Here is a 19636-nt window from a genome sequence, read left to right on the forward strand (position 1 = left end):
TTCTGGTAGCGTAAATATAAAGTACGAGCCGAAAAGGCTGATCTCGGCTAATCTATCGTTATTTGTACTTACGCTTATCCTTTCTGCTTGGGAGAAAAAAATGTTAACACTTCTGTTTCAAGTGCTTTTGGCGGCTTTGGTGATTGTGTCCTTCCTCATGATTGTCGCAGTCCCTGTGGCTTATGCTTCTCCTCAAAATTGGAGTCAGTCTAAGCCCCTCATTTTTATCGGTTCTGGCCTGTGGGCGGTTCTGGTGATTTTAGTAGGAGTTTTTAACTACTTGGTTGTTTAGCCCCTAGGCTATTGACAACCAACTTAGAAGAGGTGAGAGGAATGGGGAAATCTTCCGCCCCAAACCTCTATCCTCACATCCTCGATAGATAATTTAGACTACTTATATTATGACGGTTTTTGAAGGTACTTTTACTCAGCTTGAGTCCGTAAAGTTGGCGATCGTAATTGGTCGGTTTAACGATTTGATTACCACTAAACTACTAGAAGGGTGTCAAGATTGTTTAAAACGACATGGGGTAAATCCCGAACCCCACGGGACTCAGGTTGATTATATTTGGGTTCCTGGTAGTTTTGAAATTCCCATGGTTGCTAATCAATTAGCCCTCAGCGGTCGCTATGATGCTATTATTTGTCTGGGTGCGGTCATTCGCGGACATACTCCCCATTTTGATTATGTGGCGGCGGAAGTGTCTAAGGGAATTGCCGCTTCTGCCTTCCAAACTGGCGTACCTGTGATATTTGGTATCTTAACTACTGACTCTATGCAGCAGGCCTTGGAACGCGCCGGAATTAAAAGCAACAAGGGCTGGGATTATGCTATGAATGCCCTGGAAATGGCAAGCCTAATGCGACAAATGCGCCATAAAGGACGCTCCGGGCCTTATTTGCCTAATACTATTGGTGCGACATCAACTCCGGTTTTATCCGCCGGTGTCGATACCGATGAACAGTCGGAATTGTCTACGGAATCAGGCGATCGCTCTAATCAATAACACGGTAAATAATTTACTTGGAGAACTGCCCAATATTTAAGCTGTTAATTATCGTAGTTTGCGGGATGATTGACCATGAAAATTAAACAGGCGATCGACCTCCATAAATTCTTGACTTTCCTGGTAGTCCTGGGGTTGATGGTCGCATATAATAACTTTACTATCGGCCCCTGGGTTTATCTCGCTCTCCACGGAACCTATGGGATTTTGTGGTTGCTAAAAAGCCGTATTTATCCAGATAAACAGTGGGAACAACAAATTCCTTGGTGGCAGGGAGTGGGCGTGTTTACGTTTTTAATCTTATATTGGGTGGCTCCATTTATATTAGTTAGTAGTCACTCCGAACCACCAACCCCATTAATTGCTGCCGCCATTTCTATTAACCTGTTCGGGGTATTTTTGCACTACAGCAGCGATGCTCAAAAATACTACACCTTAAAATATAAACCCGGATTAATTACTGAGGGATTTTTTGCCCGTTCTCGGAATATTAATTATGGGGGAGAACTTCTGATTTACCTATCTTTTGCTATGTTAGCACAGCATTGGCTACCGTTTTTGATTCTGGGCTTATTTGCGATCGCTATTTTTCTGCCCAATATGCTCAAAAAAGATGAATCCCTCTCCCGCTACCCAGAATTTGAACAATATCGCCAAAATTCGGGGCTACTCTTGCCCAAATTATGGGGCAAAATCCCCGACTCTAACCCTAGTGCGATCGCCCCAAATAATGATGGATGATTCCCTGAATTTAATCTTACTGTTAAAAATAGTAAAGATATAGAGATAAAATAGACATATTGCGAGACAATATGTTTAGGGAATACCGATAGGGTAGTCCCGGATACCGTTGAGTTTTAGTTATTTACCCAATTAACTGGGTAGGAGGTTGTGATATGGTACAAGCTGTGATTCCTAGTGCCGTCAAATATTCCATTCAAGTCATTCAAGACGAGGCGCGTAACCTCGTAGAAAAAGGATTAATCGATCGCCATCAACCAATTTACACCATGTGCCAGTATATCCCAGCCCGTGAGTGGGATTGGGTCGAGTGTGAATTAGAACAAAATGATTTTTTGCTCAGAGATCGAGTCATTGACCTTTTAGGTCGTGAGGACTGGAAGGAAGACTAGATTGATAGATAAGGATATTAGCATAAATCTTCGCGTCAGCTTGATTAGGGCGCTGGCTAATTGCGCCCTGGTAACTGCTATTTTAAGAATCCGTCGGAGAATCAATATTAGCCTTGAATGGGGACGGTGGGCGATCGCTACTCCAAGCCCACCAAGCACAACCACATTGACAGTGATAAAATTCTTGCCACTTGCGGCGGTTATTATCCCCATACACAGGCGATCGACGATTAATCCACACCTGTTGAGCTTCCAAACTGCTGGCCGAACATTGGGGACAGCAAAACTCAAAGGCGTGAACAGCATCACTGGTCCAGTTAGGGGGTGTTAGCTGAAAAGCATCCATTTTAATCAGACTTTTTGCCCTATTGTAGAGTGTATTTGGCTATGGCAACATACCCAATTCAAATATGCTTGCGTTTCAACCGGATCTGGTGCAAGATTCGTAGTAAGCAAAATCCTTAGCTACCCATTTATCATCGGGTGATGACTTAGCTCAAAGGTCTATATCCACCCCCGGATCAGTCAAAGCTATGGTTGCGGGTGCAGCTTCTCCATTATTCAGTTTCCGCACTTAGGGAAAGATTTATGAATCTACTGCTGAATTTAATTTCCCTACTGGGAATTGCTGGTTTGTGCTTTATTGCTTGGTTAGGTTCCGAAAACAAGCGCGTCATCCCCTGGAATGTGATCTTTTGGGGAATAGGCTTACAAATGGTTATTGGACTCATTGTATTTGTCTTAGGTAGCCAATTAGTCGAGGGACTCAGCACCCTGCTTAACTCAATTTTGGACGCTTCCGAAGCTGGGGCGCGATTCTTATTTGGTGGACCACAATCAATTTTGGTAGCTGACCCAGACTTTCGCGCTGGTCCGGGTCCCGCTGGACGTTGGATTGCTAGGGCTGTGGGAACTCCCTTTGTCGCAGTTCCGGGCGATCGCATTGGTCCCGATAATCTTAACCCCGGTTTTGCTTATGTTCTAGCATTTCGCGCCCTTCCCCAAGTCATTTTCTTTGCAGGTTTGGTCAGCTTATTATATAGACTGAATATCATTCAGCCTGTTGTACAAATATTCGCCAAAATCTTTCAGAAAACCATGGGAATTAGTGGCGCTGAATCCCTATCCGGTGCTGCTAATATTTTTGTGGGTATTGAATCTGCGATCGCGGTAAAACCCTATTTATTAGACATGACCCGCAGCGAACTCTGTGCCATTCTCGCCAGTTGTTTCGGGTCGATCGCTTCCTCCGTTTTAGCATTATATGCAGGATTTCTCAGACCGACTTTTCCCAACATCACCGGACACCTAGTTTCTGCCTCTTTAATGACAATTCCCGCCTGTTTTGTCATTGCCAAAATTCTAGTTCCAGAAACTGATCAACCCAAAACTCTGGGGAAAGTTCCCGAAGAACCAAAAGCCGATAAAGCCAGCCTCCCTAACCCTATGGATAGCTTAATCGGTGGTGCTTTAGATGGCGTGAAAATGGCAGTAGGAATAGCCGCCGCCTTGATTGCAATTTTGGGAATGGTCGCTTTAGTCAATTTGGTTTTTGCTACTTTGGCAGGATTTTCCGAAAGTGATTTTTTCCTCCTTAGTTGGATAGGTAATCTATTTCAGGTCATTACCCTACAAAACATTTTGGGAGCCTTATTTTTACCTCTGACTTTTTTAACTGGGGTTTCCCTCGAATGGCAAGAACTATGGCAGTCTTCCCTGTTAATTGGCAGAAGGCTTTTGGAAACTAATATCCCCCCCTATCAAGCCCTCGCTCAACTTAATGCTAACGGCGAAATTAGCAACCGCGCCATGTTAATTGTTAGCTATGTTTTGTGCGGATTTACTCATTTTGCCTCCTATGGAATTTTCGTCGGTGGTTTATCTTCCTTAATTCCTAGCCGACGTTCGGAAGTCGCATCTTTAGGCTTTACTGCCTTATGGGCAGGTACTTTAGCCACTTTAATGACAGGCTGTATGGCGGGATTCTTTGACTTTGGAAATCCTGCTATTTTTGGAAAATAATTAACTAGATTAATTCGGGCTTATTTTGAGGAGGAATTATGCAACCAAAACGCCTGAAAATTATAGGCTTGGGACTCATCACCGCTTTACTTTTATTGGTGTTCGGTAATATGGATCGCCTACCATTTACCAGCATATCAGGAGAATCGGCGATCGCTCAACAGACCACTCCGACACCCACTCCGACACCCACCCCAGAAGCCACCCCAGAAGCCACCCCAGAAGCCACCCCAGAACCCGCACCGCCGCCGGAACCGACAAATTCTGTGGAAGCATTACCCCTAAGTGGTAGCGCCTTCAAGGACCCCCAAGGTCGTTTTGAGGTGGGGATTATTCAAGATTTTAATGTCGGGTTTGCGGGCAATTTTCCCCTGTTTGAGTCACCAGATGGTAACTTGGCTTATACAGTGGTAGCTAGATATCGCGAAAGCGATCGCACTTTACCCGAATTAGCGATCGCGCAAATTGCGATCGAAATCTTTGAGCGCGGGGAAGGTTTTAGACCCGGAAATTTTGAAACTTTGGGGACTGGGGAAGTACAAATGCCTTGGACAGGAACCTTAAAAATCGGAGCCAGAAGCCAGCCTATGTCAGGAGTAATTTTTGCTCGTCAAGCTGGTAATCAAATCCTAGTTTTATTAGTGTCTGCCACAGCAGCAGGAGCCCCCAACATAGAGGGAGCAGTTGCAGCTTTATCCGACACACTACAACCTCTGTAAAAGTAATTAATAATTAATAATTAATAATTAATAATTATTAATTATTAATTGTAGGGGCGGGTTCTGCCGTCAATTTTCCATCCCCACCAGGATATTAATAAACCCGCCCCACCGTTTCTTTTAGAAACCCGGTTTCTCAAAGAAACCGGGTTTCTGGACCACGATATGGGTTGGTGCGGTTGACCCGATAGGTTATCCCTGTGACGCACCCTACCAGGGTGATAATAATTAATTGATAATTATTAATTGTAGGGGCGGGTTCCACCGTCAATTTTCCATCCCCACCAGGATATTAATAAACCCGCCCCACCGCCGATAATCAATTGTAGGGGCGGGTTCTGCCGTCAATTTTCCATCCCCACCAGGATATTAATAAACCCGCCCCACCGTTTCCCCTGAGAAACCCGGTTTCTCAAAGAAACCGGGTTTCTGGACCACGATATGGGTTGGTGCGGTTGACCCGATAGGTTATCCCTGTGACGCACCCTACCAGGGTGATAATAATTAATTGATAATTATTAATTGTAGGGGCGGGTTCCGCCGTCAATTTTCCATCCCCACCAGGATATTAATAAACCCGCCCCACCGCCGATAATCAATTGTAGGGGCGGGTTCTGCCGTCAATTTTCCATCCCCACCAGGATATTAATAAACCCGCCCCACCGTTTCCCTGAGAAACCCGGTTTCTCAAAGAAACCGGGTTTCTGGACCACGATATGGGTTGGTGCGGTTGACCCGATAGGTTATCCCTGTGACGCACCCTACCAGGGTGATAATAATTAATTGATAATTATTAATTGTAGGGGCGGGTTCCGCCGTCAATTTTCCATCCCCACCAGGATATTAATAAACCCGCCCCACCGCCGATAATCAATTGTAGGGGCGGGTTCTGCCGTCAATTTTCCATCCCCACCAGGATATTAATAAACCCGCCCCACCGTTTCCCCTGAGAAACCCGGTTTCTCAAAGAAACCGGGTTTCTGGACCACGATATGGGTGTGGTGCGGTTGACCCGATAGGTTATCCCTGTGACGCACCCTACCAGGGTGATAATAATTAATTGATAATTATTAATTGTAGGGGCGGGTTCCGCCGTCAATTTTCCATCCCCACCAGGATATTAATAAACCCGCCCCACCGCCGATAATCAATTGTAGGGGCGGGTTCTGCCGTCAATTTTCCATCCCCACCAGGATATTAATAAACCCGCCCCACCGTTTCCCCTGAGAAACCCGGTTTCTCAAAGAAACCGGGTTTCTGGACCACGATATGGGTTGGTGCGGTTGACCCGATAGGTTATCCCTGTGACGCACCCTACCAGGGTGATAATAATTAATTGATAATTATTAATTGTAGGGGCGGGTTCCGCCGTCAATTTTCCATCCCCACCAGGATATTAATAAACCCGCCCCACCGCCGATAATCAATTGTAGGGGCGGGTTCTGCCGTCAATTTTCCATCCCCACCAGGATATTAATAAACCCGCCCCACCGTTTCCCCTGAGAAACCCGGTTTCTCAAAGAAACCGGGTTTCTGGACCACGATATGGGGGTGGTGTCGTGGTGCGTCAGATGAACCCAATTGGCCGTTGACCCGATAGGTTATCCATATAACGCACCCTACGGGGGTGATAATAATCAATTATTAATTATTAATTGTTAACTATGAATCCTGATACAGAAATCCGTCATCTATTAGATTTAATGCCAGCCTCCGGTCGCATGATGGCTAGACTAATTGCTAATCCTCGACAGTCTACTGTAATTCAATGTGAATTTCCCCTTCCGTGGAAAACTACTAGACCCATTTTGATTAATTTTGACTTGTGGAAACAGCTATCAAGACCTCAGCGAGATTTATTGTTGTTGCGGACTGTTAGTTGGGTTACTAATGTGCAATGGTTTAAACCTGACTGGAATCAAGGCATTGTGGTGGCGGGAATAGTCGGAGTTGGGGTACAATTTATGCAGCAGGATGCTGTTGGTGTTCTCCTGGCTGGAGGATTAGCTGCTATAGGTGTGCGTCGGGTATGGCAGGCTAATCAACGCTCTGAGATGGAGTTAGAAGCTGATGATATCGCCATTAGGGTAGCCGCGCGACGGGGTTATGAGGAAGCGATCGCAGCAGCCGCTTTAGCAGAGGCGATCGAAGTTGTGGCTACAATTGAGGGTCGCCGGGGATTGAGTTTTATGGAATTAGTCCGCTGTCAGCATCTCAAAGCGATCGCCAACTCTTATAAGGGCCATAATTAATACGATCGCACCATTCGCCAAGTTTGAATAGCCTAACTTACCAGAGGGGAGAATCAGCTCCCCTGTGTTTTCAACGTCGCCAAAGGGTTTCGCCGCCGGGACGGTCAATTAGCGTCACACCATTAGCCTGTAGTTGGTCACGAATGCGATCGCCTTCCGCATAGTTTTTAGCCTTTCTAGCCGACTGTCGTTGTTTAACCAAATCCTCAATTTCAGCGTCGCTAATTCCCTGAGTCGCCGCTGGTGGTTGTGCTTGTGTTACAGCTTCCAACCCGAAAACTCCCGCTAACTCCACCAAAGTTTTCCAGGTCGCATAAATGCGATCGCTCGGGGTATCAGTCTTACCTTCATGAGCCAATAAATTCCCTTGGCGGCGCAACTCTTTAGCCAATTCAAACAACACAGCCAAACCCCCAGGAGTATTAAAATCATCATCCATAGCCACTCGGAAGCGTTGGAGTGCATCTTCTGTCGTGTCGTATTTACTGGGAGATGAATCAGCAGACCACCCCAAGCGCGCGCCGTATTGTTCCGCAAATAATAACCCATCTTTCAAGGTTTCCCAGCCATTTTTAGCTGAGGCGATCGCCTCATCAGTAAAATCGAGAGGTTTACGATAGTGACCCTGTAGAATAAATAAGCGCACCACCATAGGGTCTACAGGGCGATCGAGCAATTCACGAATCGTCGTAAAATTGCCCAAAGACTTAGACATTTTTTCCCCACCGACCGTCACCATACCATTGTGCATCCAATATCGAGCCAGAGTTTTACCAGTCGCCGCCTCAGACTGAGCGATTTCATTTTCATGGTGAGGAAACACCAAATCACCCCCGCCGCCGTGAATATCAATAGTTTCTCCCAGTAGTTGTCGGACCATAGCCGAACATTCAATGTGCCACCCCGGACGACCGGGACCCCAAGGAGAATCCCAGGCGGGTTCTCCCGGTTTAGCAGCTTTCCAGAGAGCAAAATCCGCCGGATTTTTTTTCTTGAGAGTTTCCGGGTCAGCCACAGCTACGCGACCACTAGCCCCCATTTGTAGGTCTTCGAGTTGTCGCCGGGAGAGTTTACCATAATCGGGAAAGTGACCGACATTGTAATAAACGTCTCCATCGACAGCATAAGCGTGTCCTGTAGCCGTGAGTTGCTCAATAAGTTGGTGAATTTCCTTGATATGATCTGTCACCCTAGGATAAGCCTTAGCATCCCGTACATTTAGCCGCCGCAGGTCTTCAAAGTAAGCGTCTATAAAGCGTTGGGATACCGCCTCCATAGTGCTTTCTTGTTCTTTAGCGCGGTTAAGGATTTTGTCGTCAATGTCGGTAAAATTCTGGACGTAGTTAACTTCATATCCTGACCATTCCAGATAGCGGCGTACCACGTCCCAGGTCGTGTAGGATCGTGCATGACCCAAATGGCAATAGTCATAAACTGTAACCCCGCAGCAGTACATTTTGACTTTTCCGGGTTCTAGGGTGGTAAAGGTTTCTTTTTGGCGGGTTTGGGTGTTATAGATTTTTAGAACCATGTTGAGTCTTAATAGTGTAAATGCTTAGGCTGGCTAGGGTTTAGCTAAGGATGGCTGATTTGATAGGGACGGCGTTAAAGAAACAGGATCTAGCCCCCGTGTGACAGGCTACGTCCCCAATTTGCTCGATTTTGAGCAGGAGGACATCAGCATCACAATCGTAGTATAGGGCTTTGAGCTTTTGAATGTGTCCTGATGTGGCTCCTTTGTGCCACAGTTGCGATCGCGATCGACTCCAATAGTGAACTTCACCCGTTGTTAGGGTTTGTTGCAACGATTGGCGATTCATCCAAGCCATCATTAATACTGTACCGTCTTTATGGTCTTGGGCGATCGCTGGAATTAAACCTTGTGGATTAAATTTTAGGCTATCGATCCATAATTGGTCTTGGTTCATGGTTAGGGATTTCGTGTAAACATTGTTGTAGGTCTTGGGTGAGGGTTTCGCGGTTCAGGTCTCGACCGATAAATACTAATTGATTTGGGGGTTCGCCGCGAGGATAATTAGGCGTAAGCTGATAGCGTTTTCCGCTGAGTTGGAATAGGTGAGAGGAGTTGTTACCTTGATACCAAATCAATCCTTTGGCGCGAAATACATTCGTTGGTAGGCGATCGCTTAAGAAGGTCTGGAATTTTTCCACACTCAGAGGGCGATCGCTGCTAAAGGATACAGCCACAAATCCATCATTAGCTAGATGTTCCGAATGGTGATCATGGTCTGGTTGCTCCCCAAAGTCTGGGTGGGAATATTCTATTCCCCAAATACTCGCTAAGGGAACCTCACCGTATTCGCTCGTCATTATACGAGCATCGGGTTTAAGCTGGCGGATCTGTTTTTGGATGCGATCGTATTTTTCTGGGGATACCAAATCGATTTTATTGAGCAAAATCAGATCACCCCAAGCAATTTGGTTAAGCGCAGCTTCACTGTTAGCCAATAGGTCTGGCGAAAACGTATCAGCATCTACCAGCGTAAAAATAGCATCAAGTCGAGTCAACTTTCGCAATTCCGTCCCCGCAAAAGTCATAATAATCGGTAACGGGTCCGCTATTCCTGTCGTTTCAATCAGTAGATAATCTATGGACGTATTTCGTTGTAAAACCTCCACAATTGTATCTGCTAGGCGGTCATTCAGGGTACAGCATATACAACCATTATTTAACTGCACCATATCATCTTCTACGTTGATCAGCAGTTGACCGTCAATACTAATCTCCCCAAATTCATTCACAAAAACCGCCACTTTCCGACCATTACGGTGACTCAGAATATAATTAACTAGGGTAGTTTTTCCACTTCCCAAAAATCCGGTAATTACAATTACAGGAACTTCCCGGTTTATGGTTAGTTTTTCCCTCGTAGTTTTCACGGCTTTTGTGACCTAATATACTTGACAAAATCCCTGTAATATGCTCCCTTCACTCCCCGCAAGCACTAGCCTGTTTTTGTAGGGTTTTAAAAATGTTATAAAACCCATTCGCACGGGAGGGAGTCAAACTAGCCTGTAGCCCAGTTTCTTCAATAAAATCGGGTTTTAATTGGCTAATTTGTTCAATAGTTAACCCATTCATTCCCTTAATTAACATAGCCAATAATCCTTTAGTTAATTGAGAGTCAGAATCACCCTGAAATTGAATACAGCCATTCGAGTCTAAACTCGCCGTCACATAAACCTGAGAAACACAACCAGGAACCTTGTTTTCTGGCAATTTTTGCTCCTCTGGAAATTCCGGCAATTTTTGAGCTAAAGTCAGTAGTTGCTCGTAACGCAGCTTATTAGAGGAGGCGCGTTTAAAGCGTTGAACAATGCGATCTAGTGCAGGGGGCCGTTGAGTCACAGGTGAAGCCATGATATTCTACGAGCATAAATATACAACAAGTCAATAAGCCGATTTTGTATTTTAACGCAAATTTTCCTATTCGTTGATGTAGACTTGATGGCGATCGCGATCGAGGGGAGGGTTCACCAGTCAAACCAGAGACCCCCCCAAAAGTCTAGCGAAGGATTAGAGCAACTTCCTTAGCGAAATAGGTAAGAATCAGATCCGCCCCGGCTCGTTTCATGCTGGTGAGCGTTTCTAGCATCACCTTTTTCTCATCAATCCAGCCCATACGTCCGGCTGCGCGAATCATCGCATACTCACCACTAACATTATAGGCCGCCACAGGTACATTTGTAGCTTGTCGAACCTGCGAAATAATATCAAGATAGGCCAGCGCTGGTTTCACCATCACCATATCCGCTCCCTCTTGCACATCTAACATAACTTCTTTGATCGCTTCGCGGCTATTAGCCGGATCCATTTGATAGGTTTTCTTATCGCCAAATTTCGGAGCCGAGTCTAACGCATCCCGGAAGGGGCCATAGTAAGCCGAAGCGTATTTAGCCGAGTAAGCCAGGATACCAACGTTTGTATAACCTGCTGCATCGAGTCCTTCACGAATTGCGCCGATCCGTCCATCCATCATGTCCGAGGGTGCTACTATATCCGCTCCCGCTTCCGCGTGGGATATCGATTGTTTAACTAGAACTTCCACCGTTTCATCGTTGAGGATTTCACCGCTATCGCTGACGATACCATCATGACCTTTGCTGGAAAACGGGTCTAGGGCTACATCCGTGATAATCATGATGTCGGGAACAGCTTGTTTGATGGCTCTGACTGTCCGCTGTACCAGTCCTTCCGGATTATAGCTTTCCGTACCCGCGTTGTCTTTTTTTTCTTCCGCTACTAGGGGAAATAACGCAATAGCCCGAATCCCTAATTCCGATGCTTCTGCTACTTCTTTCAGTAATAGGTCTAGGGTGTAGCGGTAGCTTTCCGGCATTGAGGGGACTTCCACTTTCTGATTTTCCCCTTCCATCACGAATAGGGGATATATCAGGTCGTTAACTGTTAGTTGTGTTTCTTGCACCATCCGCCGCAGCGCATCGGTACGACGTAGACGACGGGGACGTTGGACAAGGTTTAATCTATGGTTTTCTGATGACATGAGATAACAGTTGTTTTCTTTTATACAGCCAAATTGACTGTTTATTATCCCACCGATCGCTATCGTTTTGGCCTGTTGATACAAATCAATACAATCCCCAAAAAGTTGATTTTTTATTCAATTTAAAAAAAATGTTCGGCCAGATTACCGTGGGGGTTGACATCTACCGGAACTCATGGTATATTATTGACATACTCTTTTATAATTGGAATATTACTCACTATAAAAAAATTGCCAATATTTCCATTATTTAAAATGGTATCACAAGCCCAGCCAAAAAGCAAGCAACCCCCCCCAAAAAAAATTTTTTTTGCAACATTTCTTAACATTTTGTTACAAAGATTAACACAATTCCGCTAGTGATTGATTAAGTGATTAAGCGATCGCCTGATGAGAAGAATTAACTAGAACCGAATTTGGGGTATTTTAAGGTTAACTGGGTTATTGTCGCCAGGTGCGAAACCTTCAAGGGGGGGAAGGGAATGGCGATCAATCTGAATCGGCTCGAATAATGATTCGAGGTATTCTTGAGTATACTGAAAGTCCTGATCCAAATCCGTGCCACCCATAGGCATAGCCAACCGAGAGGGGTCGCGACCAATACTCAAGTCATCGCCGCCCAGGTCATCGAGGGAACCGGTAGCAACTGGGGGGGTAATTCCGATGATAGGTGGCAACATTTGGGTTTGTTGTAAATTCGCCCCAGCGAAAGTTGCTCCTGTTAGTCGAGCCTTAATCAGGTTAGCACCACTGAGGTCAGCTAAATCAAGAACTGCGTCATTCAATTCGGCTTGATTTAGAAATGCACCGCTCAAATTAGCGCCAGTTAGATTTGCACCTTTAAGGTCTGCACCTTCGAGGTTAGCATTAGCTAAGTTAGCATTTTCCAGGTTAGCATTTCGGAGGTCTACCCCAATAAGATGGGCTCCTGATAGATCAGCCCCTCTAAGATCGCAACCTTGACAAAATCTGGTTTCTAGTAGTTGTCTCAGGTCTGCTGGATTTTCAGCTCGAATTGGAGAGGCGAAGCCTAGGGATACTATGGTTGTGGCTGCCCCTAGAATCATGACTGTTGATAAAGTCTTCATCTTTTTGTCCTCCTGAATGGACAGATAGGAATTATGTTTTATTCCTCATGTACTCTAGGATATAGCATAACGGAATTATATGGGCGATCGCTTCTCCCCTGAGACATAAATTTTAACGTTGATGAAATCCGGTAATCGGCGAGTATATCAGCAATTATCTCTATGATTTAGGGGATCATATCTGATTTGATAGGGGTTAGTGAGATCTTCAGGCGATCGCCCCATGGCGGGTGGATATTGAGTCAGGGCGAAGAATATTGTGGATTTCAGCGAGGTAGGTGGTCGTGGGTAAAATAAATATGACCGAGGGTGCGATCGTTGTAGGTTCGTTTAGTGAAGCGCCAACCCGGTTCTAAAAAGATTTTGGTAAAGCCACTAGACCGACCAAAGCTGCGACCGATGATAATGGGTGGTGCGTAGACATCAGCGCGAGAGTTAGCGACCAGTAAAATCTCTCCTGGAGTAGCTTGGACGGTGAGACTATGGCTGAGGGCGAGGTCTTGTCCTCCCATGCGAACCGAATAGCCGTTACTGTCGGTGGCGCGTCCACAAATTCCGCTAAAGTCGAAGTTGAGAAGTAGGGGTTCAACTTGAACGGGACGGCTGCCATTTTCACTCCAACAGGGTCGGGAATCAGAAATTTGTTCAACGACTACTAGGGAGTAACCAAAGGCGCGGGGAACAGCCATAGCTACGAATCGCTCCTGATCAACTTCCTGTTGACCAAATTGGACTGCATTGGCACCAGAAAATCCAGTGATAATGGAGAAGGTAGCTGCTGCTAGGGTGGTAATGGTTTGTGTTAGTGAGATCTTCATCTTCAAAATCTGTTCAACTGTTGAGTGTTAGAACTGCGGACTGTGCGATCGCATCTGTAGGTCTGTAGGTAAGAAGTTTATGCTCCGAGGTTTAGTTTAGCGCTTTAGGGGGAACCTAGTGTTTTGTGGCTAAAAAATTGTAATCCGGTACTCCAGACTAAATAGCCACGATCATTGAGATGTAGACCATCGGTGCTGAGTTCCGGGCGCAGGTTTCCTTTTTCGTCGGTGAATAGAGGATGTAGGTCTAGGAAATAAGCACCATTGGCGATCGCGATCGCTTCTAATTCTCTATTAAGTCGGCGTATACGACGATTAGGAATTTTAAGTAGGCGATCGCGTCCTTCCCAACTAGCATTTTGATCGCTGTGGGGTAAAATCGACTGAACGACCACTTGAGCGCTGGGATGAACCCATTGCACATCTCTAATAATTTCCCGCCAGTTGGCTAAAACCGTTTGATCGTCAATTCCCCGTAACAGGTCATTGATACCGATCATGATAAATACAGTTTCTGGTTGGGTCAGGTCAAACACCTTGAGTCGTCGTAGTAATCCCGCCGAGGTTTCCCCGGATATACCTTGATTTAACCAGGTTCTCCCTGGGGGTAATAGTTCAGGGGGAAACCATAAACTTAATGAATCTCCGGCTAAAATGGTTAGGCGCGCGGGGCGATTCTGAGCCGCGAGAAGTGCTTTTTCTTTTAGCTGTTCTACCGAATCTTCGTAGGTCAAGCGATATGGTGGCTGAAATGAGGAGTTAGTGCCGTTAGGCTGAACTTCATGGGTCTGTTGGGTTTGTACTGCTGCACCAACTTGTTTTTCTTCTGAGGGTTGCGCTTGGGCTTGGGAAGTGTCGGATAATGATTGTCCCCTTAGCAATAGTAGGACAATCACCAGAGTTAGTATCCCGTTACCGATGAGGGATAACATCACCCAAGCTGGAATAGTTTTTAACGGAATCAACACGAGAATCTGAGAAACGCCCTAAAGTTGTCTACTTCTATGTTGACACTCTACCTTTGATTTTAGGGAAGGGTAGATTCTGGGTTCGCGCTACTCGCCGACCTGCCGCAGGTTTACACCAACAGTAATCGCCTCTACAATTGGCCACTCTGTGATGTAGAAGTTTAAAACGGCTGTTGTGCTACATCCTCCCTAGAAAAAGAGGAGGTTTGGCATTGTCTCATCATCAGACTCTGGATATATGGGGCGATCGCCCTAGCAATGTCTAGCAATGTGTGGAAAGAAAAAATCGCCTCCTGTAGGGGCTATGTGCCAGTTAGGAGACGATTTTTTAGCAGATAAGATGGCAGATGAGATTAGAGTTTAATAGCTTCTGCCAATTCCACCTTCGCGGCTAGGAATACCGGGGTCAATACCTCCGACACTTGCTGGGCCTACTTCTTTGAGGAATCCGTTATAGGCTTCCATACCATGTTCGGCGATGTCGAGTCCTTCATATTCATGTTCAGGATTGACGCGGATACCGACCATCGCTCTGATGGCTAACCAGAAAATAGTCGTCATGACTACTGTAAATCCGCCGATGGACAGGACACCGAGGATTTGAACGCCGAGATTAGCGCCGCCAAAGATACCGACGGCTAGGGTTCCCCAAATTCCACAAACTAAGTGAACGGAAGTAGCACCCACCGGGTCGTCAATCTGAATGCGATCGAAGAAGGCGACTGAGTAGACGACGATAACTCCGGCGATCGCACCAATTACAACTGCAGCCCACAAGGGTACAGCATCACAACCGGCGGTAATTCCCACTAAACCGGCGAGAATGCCGTTGATAATCATGGATAGGTCTGGTTTACCATCCTTAATCCAGGAGGTGAGGGTAGCAGTTACACCGCCTGCAGAGGCTGCTAAGTTCGTGGTCAAGGCGATATAGGGAACATTCTCATTAGCAGCCAATTCGGAACCGGGGTTAAATCCAAACCAGCCGATCCACAGAATTAAACATCCCAGGGTAGCAATACTCATGTTATGACCAGGAATCGCCCTAGGTTCACCGGATGGACCGTATTTGCCCATGCGCGGTCCGAGGAATGCTGCCCCCATGAGGGCGGCCCATCCTCCCACGGAGTGAACTACGGTTGATCCGGCAAAATCATGGAAGTCCATACTTGCTAACCAGCCGTTATCAGTCCAGACCCAGTGTCCGGTAATGGGGTAGGATATTCCCACCAGCAATAGGCTAAATATTAGGAAGGCGACAAATTCGATCCGTTCGGCTACTGCGCCGGATACAATAGTGGCGGCGGTACCTGCGAAGGCGACCTGGAACAGAAAGAAAACTTCTTTGGGTAATCCTTCGGGGAATGGGTCAAGTCCGTAAACGCTGGGCTCTCCAGTCAGGAAGAAGCCACCACCACCAATAAAGGGGTTTTCCCCTCCGAACATGACTGAGAATCCAAAGAACCAGTAAATTAGGGTGGCGATCGCAAATACGATTAGGTTTTTGGAGAGAATGTTAACGGCGTTTTTGTGACGACAAAATCCGGTTTCTAACATCCCGAAACCAGCGTTCATAAAGATTACCAAAATACTGGCAATCACAATCCAAATGGTATTTAAAACACCCTGCACATATTCGGGAGTTATGGGTTGTGCGTCGTCTTGGGCGACTGCTGCTAAACTCCAAAATATAATAATCAGGGCCGTGAGAGGAATGCACCCTAGTAGGCTAGGAGAAAGCCATCTGGGTCTTTTGGGCTGCAAAATTGACGGAGTAGGCTGAGGCGCAGATCCAACTACCTCAGCAAATTGCCGATAACTTCTGGTTCTCGACTTTTGGCGTTTCAACATTTGCTTACAGTTGTTCAATTTACGTTAATGTGGAAAGAATGAGGCGGCAAATGATAGCCGTCTGGTTAGAGAGATGCTTAATCTTTATGCCTACCTTACTTAATAGGTAGGTGTTAACTAGCCGGACTTTAACAGGTGTGGGTTAACCGATAAAACTCCCACATCTGTACTCAACTGAGTTCATTTGCTAACAGGTGGACTTACCATTTAACCATAAAAAGTACGGATAAACTACGAGAAGTTTCGAGGGATAATCAGATTCTTTCTAGTCCAGGGCTATGACTTGAAGCTACGATTTTTATCTACTTTGTTAACATTATCTTAATCAGATTTCTGTATACTGCAATACAGAAATATATAGCAAATTGCTATAAAGGGACTGATAGATTATGGGCCCGGTATGGTTATATACAAACTGGTGTAATAATGGGGTTTTTCCACTACATTTGTTTAAGGTATTCTTGATATCCAAACTGTGCAAGGATTGTTTGTTTTTCGAGTACAGATTCGGTTAACTCTTGTCGATAGGCTTGGACTTTTGCCATGAGTTCAGGTTGGTGAGAAGCCAAAATCTGAACAGCGAGTAGACCGGCATTTTTAGCGTTTCCGATCGCCACTGTAGCCACAGGAATACCGGCTGGCATTTGAACGATAGAATAGAGAGAATCTAGTCCCATTAGGTGACGGCTGGGGACGGGAACCCCGATCACAGGTAAAGGGGTGAGAGATGCAACCATTCCGGGTAAGTGAGCCGCGCCGCCTGCACCAGCTATAATAACTTTTAATCCGCGTCCTAGGGCAGTTTTGGCATACTCAAACATCCGGTCTGGGGTACGGTGTGCCGATACGATCGCTACTTCCCAACTAATACCAAAATCTTGACATACGGCGATCGCTGCTGACATGGTAGGTAGGTCAGAATCACTGCCCATAATAATACCAATTTGAGCAGGGGAGGAGTTAGGGTCCTGAGAGATTGAGTCCATAGCAGTTGTTAATAACGAAGTGAAACTACAGACCCGGATTATAGCATTAGGGGTGGAGATAGTTGGGAGTAACTACGTCTGTTGAGGAATTGTCCCCCCAAATTGAGCTACAATGTTTATAATCATGAGAGAGGCGAAATACGAGGGTTGACATGGCGCCAGTCTGGTTGGACTACAAGCCAGCAGCAGAGAGACCCGGAATCATCCACTATTATTGAGAGGTAACAGTAAATCATGCTAAAAAGTTACGAAGCGATCTACGAAAACGGTGAGTTTAAATGGTTGTCAGACCAGCCAGACCTGAACAAAGCACGAGTGATTATCACTGTATTACCGGAGCCAGATCTATCTAATCGAGAGGGAAATAAGAAACGGCGATTTCCGCCAGATTCAATTGCCGGAAAAGGCCAAACCATTGGGGATATAATTAGTCCAATTGTAGATGAGGATGACTGGGAATGTCTAAAGTGATTGTCCTAGATACCCATATATGGATTTGGCTGATTACACAAGAGTTTGAAAGATTTCCGGCTCATTGGTGTGACCAAATTTATGCTGCTGACGAAGTTGGTATTTCCCCAGTATCTTGTTATGAAGTCGCAGTAGCTTACAAAAAAGGAAGGTTAGAGTTACCCTGTCCAGTAAATGAGTGGCTACATGAAGCCCTAACGCCCACAGGTATTAGTCTGATGCCTTTGAATGCGGAAGTCGCTTGTCAAGCGGTGAATTTATCTGCGATTCATAAAGACCCTTTTGATAGGATAATCATAGCAACGGCGTTAGTTTATCAAGGTCAATTAGCAAGTGTCGATCGCCAGTTTACTAGATATCCCGAATTAACAGATTATTTAATGAGATAAATTTGGGTAAAGCGAGAGTTTTTTTAACCCAGTTATAAATCAATGATTATGTAAGATGATGAATGAAAGCCTCCCGCCTAATGATGTGTCAGTAGATTTAATTAACAGTCAGATTCTAGGTAAACCTGGATTACATACCCTACAAATTCGTGATGGTGTAGTTAAGGCGATCGCCACGAAACCAGACCCCGCCGCCGCAGTGGTTGATGTAGGTGGAGATTGGATTTCCCTAGGGGGGATAGATTTACAGATTAATGGTGGGTTAGGGTTAGCTTTCCCGGAGTTAACGGGGGAGAATTATCAACAACTGCAAGGTATTTGTGAGTATTTATGGGATCAGGGGGTTGATGGATTTTTGCCTACCATAGTGACAACCACCGTAGAGAAATTTAGGCGATCGCTGGCTACCCTAGGGGAATTTCAACCAGACGGGAAGGACGGGAAGCACTCGGCGGCGGAGATTTTAGGAGTTCATCTTGAGGGACCATTTCTGAATGTGCAAAAACGGGGCGCACATCCTCAAAATTGTCTATTACCCCCAACCACAGATAATGTCAAACGGGTTCTAGGGGATTATGGGAAGGTGGTTAAGGTGATGACTCTAGCGCCAGAATTAGACCCCACCGGGACAGTTATCCCCTATTTGAGGAGTTTAGGCATTATCGTCAGTCTCGGTCACTCTCAGGCTAATTTAACTGTGGCTGATGAAGCATTTAACCAGGGGGCGACAATGGTAACTCATGCTTTTAATGCCATGCCTCCCCTACACCACCGGGAACCAGGACTATTGGGGGCGGCTTTATGTCGCTCAGAGGTATTTTGTGGGGCGATCGCTGATGGACATCATGTTTGTCCAACCATGCTGGAGGTACTGTTACGGGGGAGTAAGGGTGAGATTTTTGTGGTTAGTGATGCTTTAGCGCCTTTGGGATTGGCGGATGGTGTTTATCCGTGGGATGACCGGCGCATTGAGGTGACAGGGGGGGTGGCTCGGCTGGAGGATGGAACTTTGGCGGGAACTACTTTATCGCTGTTGAGGGGAGCGGAAAATTTAGTCAGGTGGGGGATCTGTTCTGCTGCTGAGGCGATCGCTTTAGTAACAGAAACTCCACGTCGAGCGATCAGATTATCAACGGAAATCATCGGTCAACCAATAACCCGATTATTGCGATGGACAGAGGAGCAGGGATGTCTGAGGGGACAAAGGTTGAGAATTGGATCTAAAATAGACAACTATCTCCCCTCCCTAAACTGTTAGGAATGGTGGGGGATAGTTAGTACATTTGTTGGAAGCGCCAAAATTATGGGTGAAGCTAAACGTCGCAAAGAGATGATGGGGGAAAAGTACGGTAAGGAGGAATAGTGCGATTCGTTTGGTAGAAACCAGCCTAAAGCCTACTGGTTAT

Annotated in this window: 23 protein-coding genes; 11 read left to right on the top strand and 12 right to left on the bottom strand. The window is 45.9% G+C overall.

Annotation, left to right across the window (positions count from 1 at the left end):
• The first annotated feature begins 100 nt into the window (after positions 1-100).
• From psbZ to HFV01_RS20140, 4 genes are all read left to right on the top strand, one after another.
• On the top strand, positions 101-292 hold the full coding sequence (gene psbZ, locus HFV01_RS20125; protein ID WP_006617715.1) for a photosystem II reaction center protein PsbZ: 192 nt from the start codon (positions 101-103) through the stop codon (positions 290-292).
• Between the two features lie 109 nt (positions 293-401).
• Positions 402-1007, top strand: coding sequence for a 6,7-dimethyl-8-ribityllumazine synthase (gene ribH / locus HFV01_RS20130; protein WP_006621007.1), 606 nt, complete (start codon positions 402-404; stop codon positions 1005-1007).
• 75 nt (positions 1008-1082) lie between these two features.
• Positions 1083-1748 carry a methyltransferase family protein gene (locus HFV01_RS20135; RefSeq protein ID WP_006670304.1) on the top strand — a complete coding sequence of 222 codons (666 nt, stop codon included), beginning with the start codon at positions 1083-1085 and terminating at the stop codon, positions 1746-1748.
• Positions 1749-1903: 155 nt separating this feature from the next.
• Positions 1904-2140, top strand: a complete 237-nt coding sequence (locus tag HFV01_RS20140; RefSeq protein WP_006621009.1) for a DUF4327 family protein — start codon at positions 1904-1906, stop codon at positions 2138-2140.
• Between the two features lie 82 nt (positions 2141-2222).
• On the opposite strand, the gene HFV01_RS20145 is transcribed toward HFV01_RS20140, so the two are convergent.
• Entirely contained in the window at positions 2223-2486 is a 264-nt protein-coding gene (locus HFV01_RS20145) for a hypothetical protein (protein WP_006621010.1), read from the bottom strand.
• Positions 2487-2728: 242 nt separating this feature from the next.
• Here HFV01_RS20145 and HFV01_RS20150 point away from each other — a divergent pair, with 242 nt between their 5' ends.
• The 3 genes from HFV01_RS20150 (at position 2729) to HFV01_RS20160 (ending at position 7133) form a co-directional block, all read left to right on the top strand.
• The gene (locus HFV01_RS20150; RefSeq protein ID WP_006621011.1) at positions 2729-4162 is read left to right on the top strand and encodes a NupC/NupG family nucleoside CNT transporter; all 1434 of its coding nucleotides are present in this window, start codon (positions 2729-2731) and stop codon (positions 4160-4162) included.
• 38 nt (positions 4163-4200) lie between these two features.
• Positions 4201-4881 (top strand): hypothetical protein, encoded by a 681-nt coding sequence (locus tag HFV01_RS20155; RefSeq protein WP_006621012.1) that lies wholly within the window; start codon positions 4201-4203, stop codon positions 4879-4881.
• Between the two features lie 1664 nt (positions 4882-6545).
• Entirely contained in the window at positions 6546-7133 is a 588-nt protein-coding gene (locus HFV01_RS20160) for a DUF3318 domain-containing protein (RefSeq protein ID WP_006621014.1), read from the top strand.
• Between the two features lie 70 nt (positions 7134-7203).
• On the opposite strand, the gene cysS is transcribed toward HFV01_RS20160, so the two are convergent.
• From cysS to purE, 11 genes are all read right to left on the bottom strand, one after another.
• On the bottom strand, positions 7204-8664 hold the full coding sequence (gene cysS, locus HFV01_RS20165; protein WP_006670306.1) for a cysteine--tRNA ligase: 1461 nt from the start codon (positions 8662-8664) through the stop codon (positions 7204-7206).
• 40 nt (positions 8665-8704) lie between these two features.
• Complete coding sequence (hisI, locus tag HFV01_RS20170) at positions 8705-9061, bottom strand: phosphoribosyl-AMP cyclohydrolase (RefSeq protein WP_006621016.1); 357 nt, start codon at positions 9059-9061, stop codon at positions 8705-8707.
• Positions 9033-10034, bottom strand: coding sequence for a CobW family GTP-binding protein (locus tag HFV01_RS20175; protein ID WP_008049141.1), 1002 nt, complete (start codon positions 10032-10034; stop codon positions 9033-9035). The genes hisI and HFV01_RS20175 overlap by 29 nt, the downstream gene beginning before the upstream one ends.
• Before the next feature lie 49 nt (positions 10035-10083).
• Complete coding sequence (locus HFV01_RS20180; RefSeq protein ID WP_006621018.1) at positions 10084-10515, bottom strand: SufE family protein; 432 nt, start codon at positions 10513-10515, stop codon at positions 10084-10086.
• A gap of 145 nt (positions 10516-10660) precedes the next feature.
• Complete coding sequence (hemB, locus tag HFV01_RS20185) at positions 10661-11659, bottom strand: porphobilinogen synthase (protein WP_006621019.1); 999 nt, start codon at positions 11657-11659, stop codon at positions 10661-10663.
• A gap of 173 nt (positions 11660-11832) precedes the next feature.
• Positions 11833-11988, bottom strand: coding sequence for a hypothetical protein (locus HFV01_RS20190; protein WP_193520336.1), 156 nt, complete (start codon positions 11986-11988; stop codon positions 11833-11835).
• A 75-nt stretch (positions 11989-12063) separates the two neighbouring features.
• On the bottom strand, positions 12064-12747 hold the full coding sequence (locus tag HFV01_RS20195) for a pentapeptide repeat-containing protein (protein ID WP_006670308.1): 684 nt from the start codon (positions 12745-12747) through the stop codon (positions 12064-12066).
• 266 nt (positions 12748-13013) lie between these two features.
• On the bottom strand, positions 13014-13565 hold the full coding sequence (locus tag HFV01_RS20200; RefSeq protein WP_006621023.1) for a DUF3747 domain-containing protein: 552 nt from the start codon (positions 13563-13565) through the stop codon (positions 13014-13016).
• A gap of 104 nt (positions 13566-13669) precedes the next feature.
• Positions 13670-14533 carry an SGNH/GDSL hydrolase family protein gene (locus HFV01_RS20205; RefSeq protein ID WP_006621024.1) on the bottom strand — a complete coding sequence of 288 codons (864 nt, stop codon included), beginning with the start codon at positions 14531-14533 and terminating at the stop codon, positions 13670-13672.
• 360 nt (positions 14534-14893) lie between these two features.
• On the bottom strand, positions 14894-16384 hold the full coding sequence (locus tag HFV01_RS20210) for an ammonium transporter (protein WP_006621025.1): 1491 nt from the start codon (positions 16382-16384) through the stop codon (positions 14894-14896).
• Between the two features lie 440 nt (positions 16385-16824).
• Positions 16825-17370, bottom strand: coding sequence for a 5-(carboxyamino)imidazole ribonucleotide mutase (gene purE, locus HFV01_RS20215; protein ID WP_006621026.1), 546 nt, complete (start codon positions 17368-17370; stop codon positions 16825-16827).
• 234 nt (positions 17371-17604) lie between these two features.
• Between purE and HFV01_RS20220 the strand changes: the two genes are divergently transcribed.
• The 4 genes from HFV01_RS20220 to HFV01_RS31775 are packed head-to-tail and all read left to right on the top strand — an operon-like array spanning position 17605 to position 19593.
• The gene (locus HFV01_RS20220) at positions 17605-17841 is read left to right on the top strand and encodes a hypothetical protein (RefSeq protein ID WP_006621027.1); all 237 of its coding nucleotides are present in this window, start codon (positions 17605-17607) and stop codon (positions 17839-17841) included.
• Entirely contained in the window at positions 17829-18230 is a 402-nt protein-coding gene (locus HFV01_RS20225; protein WP_006621028.1) for a type II toxin-antitoxin system VapC family toxin, read from the top strand. Before HFV01_RS20220 ends, HFV01_RS20225 begins: the two co-directional genes overlap by 13 nt.
• A 55-nt stretch (positions 18231-18285) precedes the next feature.
• Positions 18286-19488 carry an N-acetylglucosamine-6-phosphate deacetylase gene (nagA, locus tag HFV01_RS20230; protein ID WP_006670310.1) on the top strand — a complete coding sequence of 401 codons (1203 nt, stop codon included), beginning with the start codon at positions 18286-18288 and terminating at the stop codon, positions 19486-19488.
• 45 nt (positions 19489-19533) lie between these two features.
• On the top strand, positions 19534-19593 hold the full coding sequence (locus tag HFV01_RS31775; protein ID WP_368664009.1) for a DUF2839 family protein: 60 nt from the start codon (positions 19534-19536) through the stop codon (positions 19591-19593).
• The last annotated feature ends 43 nt before the right edge of the window (positions 19594-19636 follow it).

This window comes from Limnospira fusiformis SAG 85.79 (genome assembly GCF_012516315.1).
In the GTDB taxonomy this organism is placed as follows: domain Bacteria; phylum Cyanobacteriota; class Cyanobacteriia; order Cyanobacteriales; family Microcoleaceae; genus Limnospira; species Limnospira fusiformis.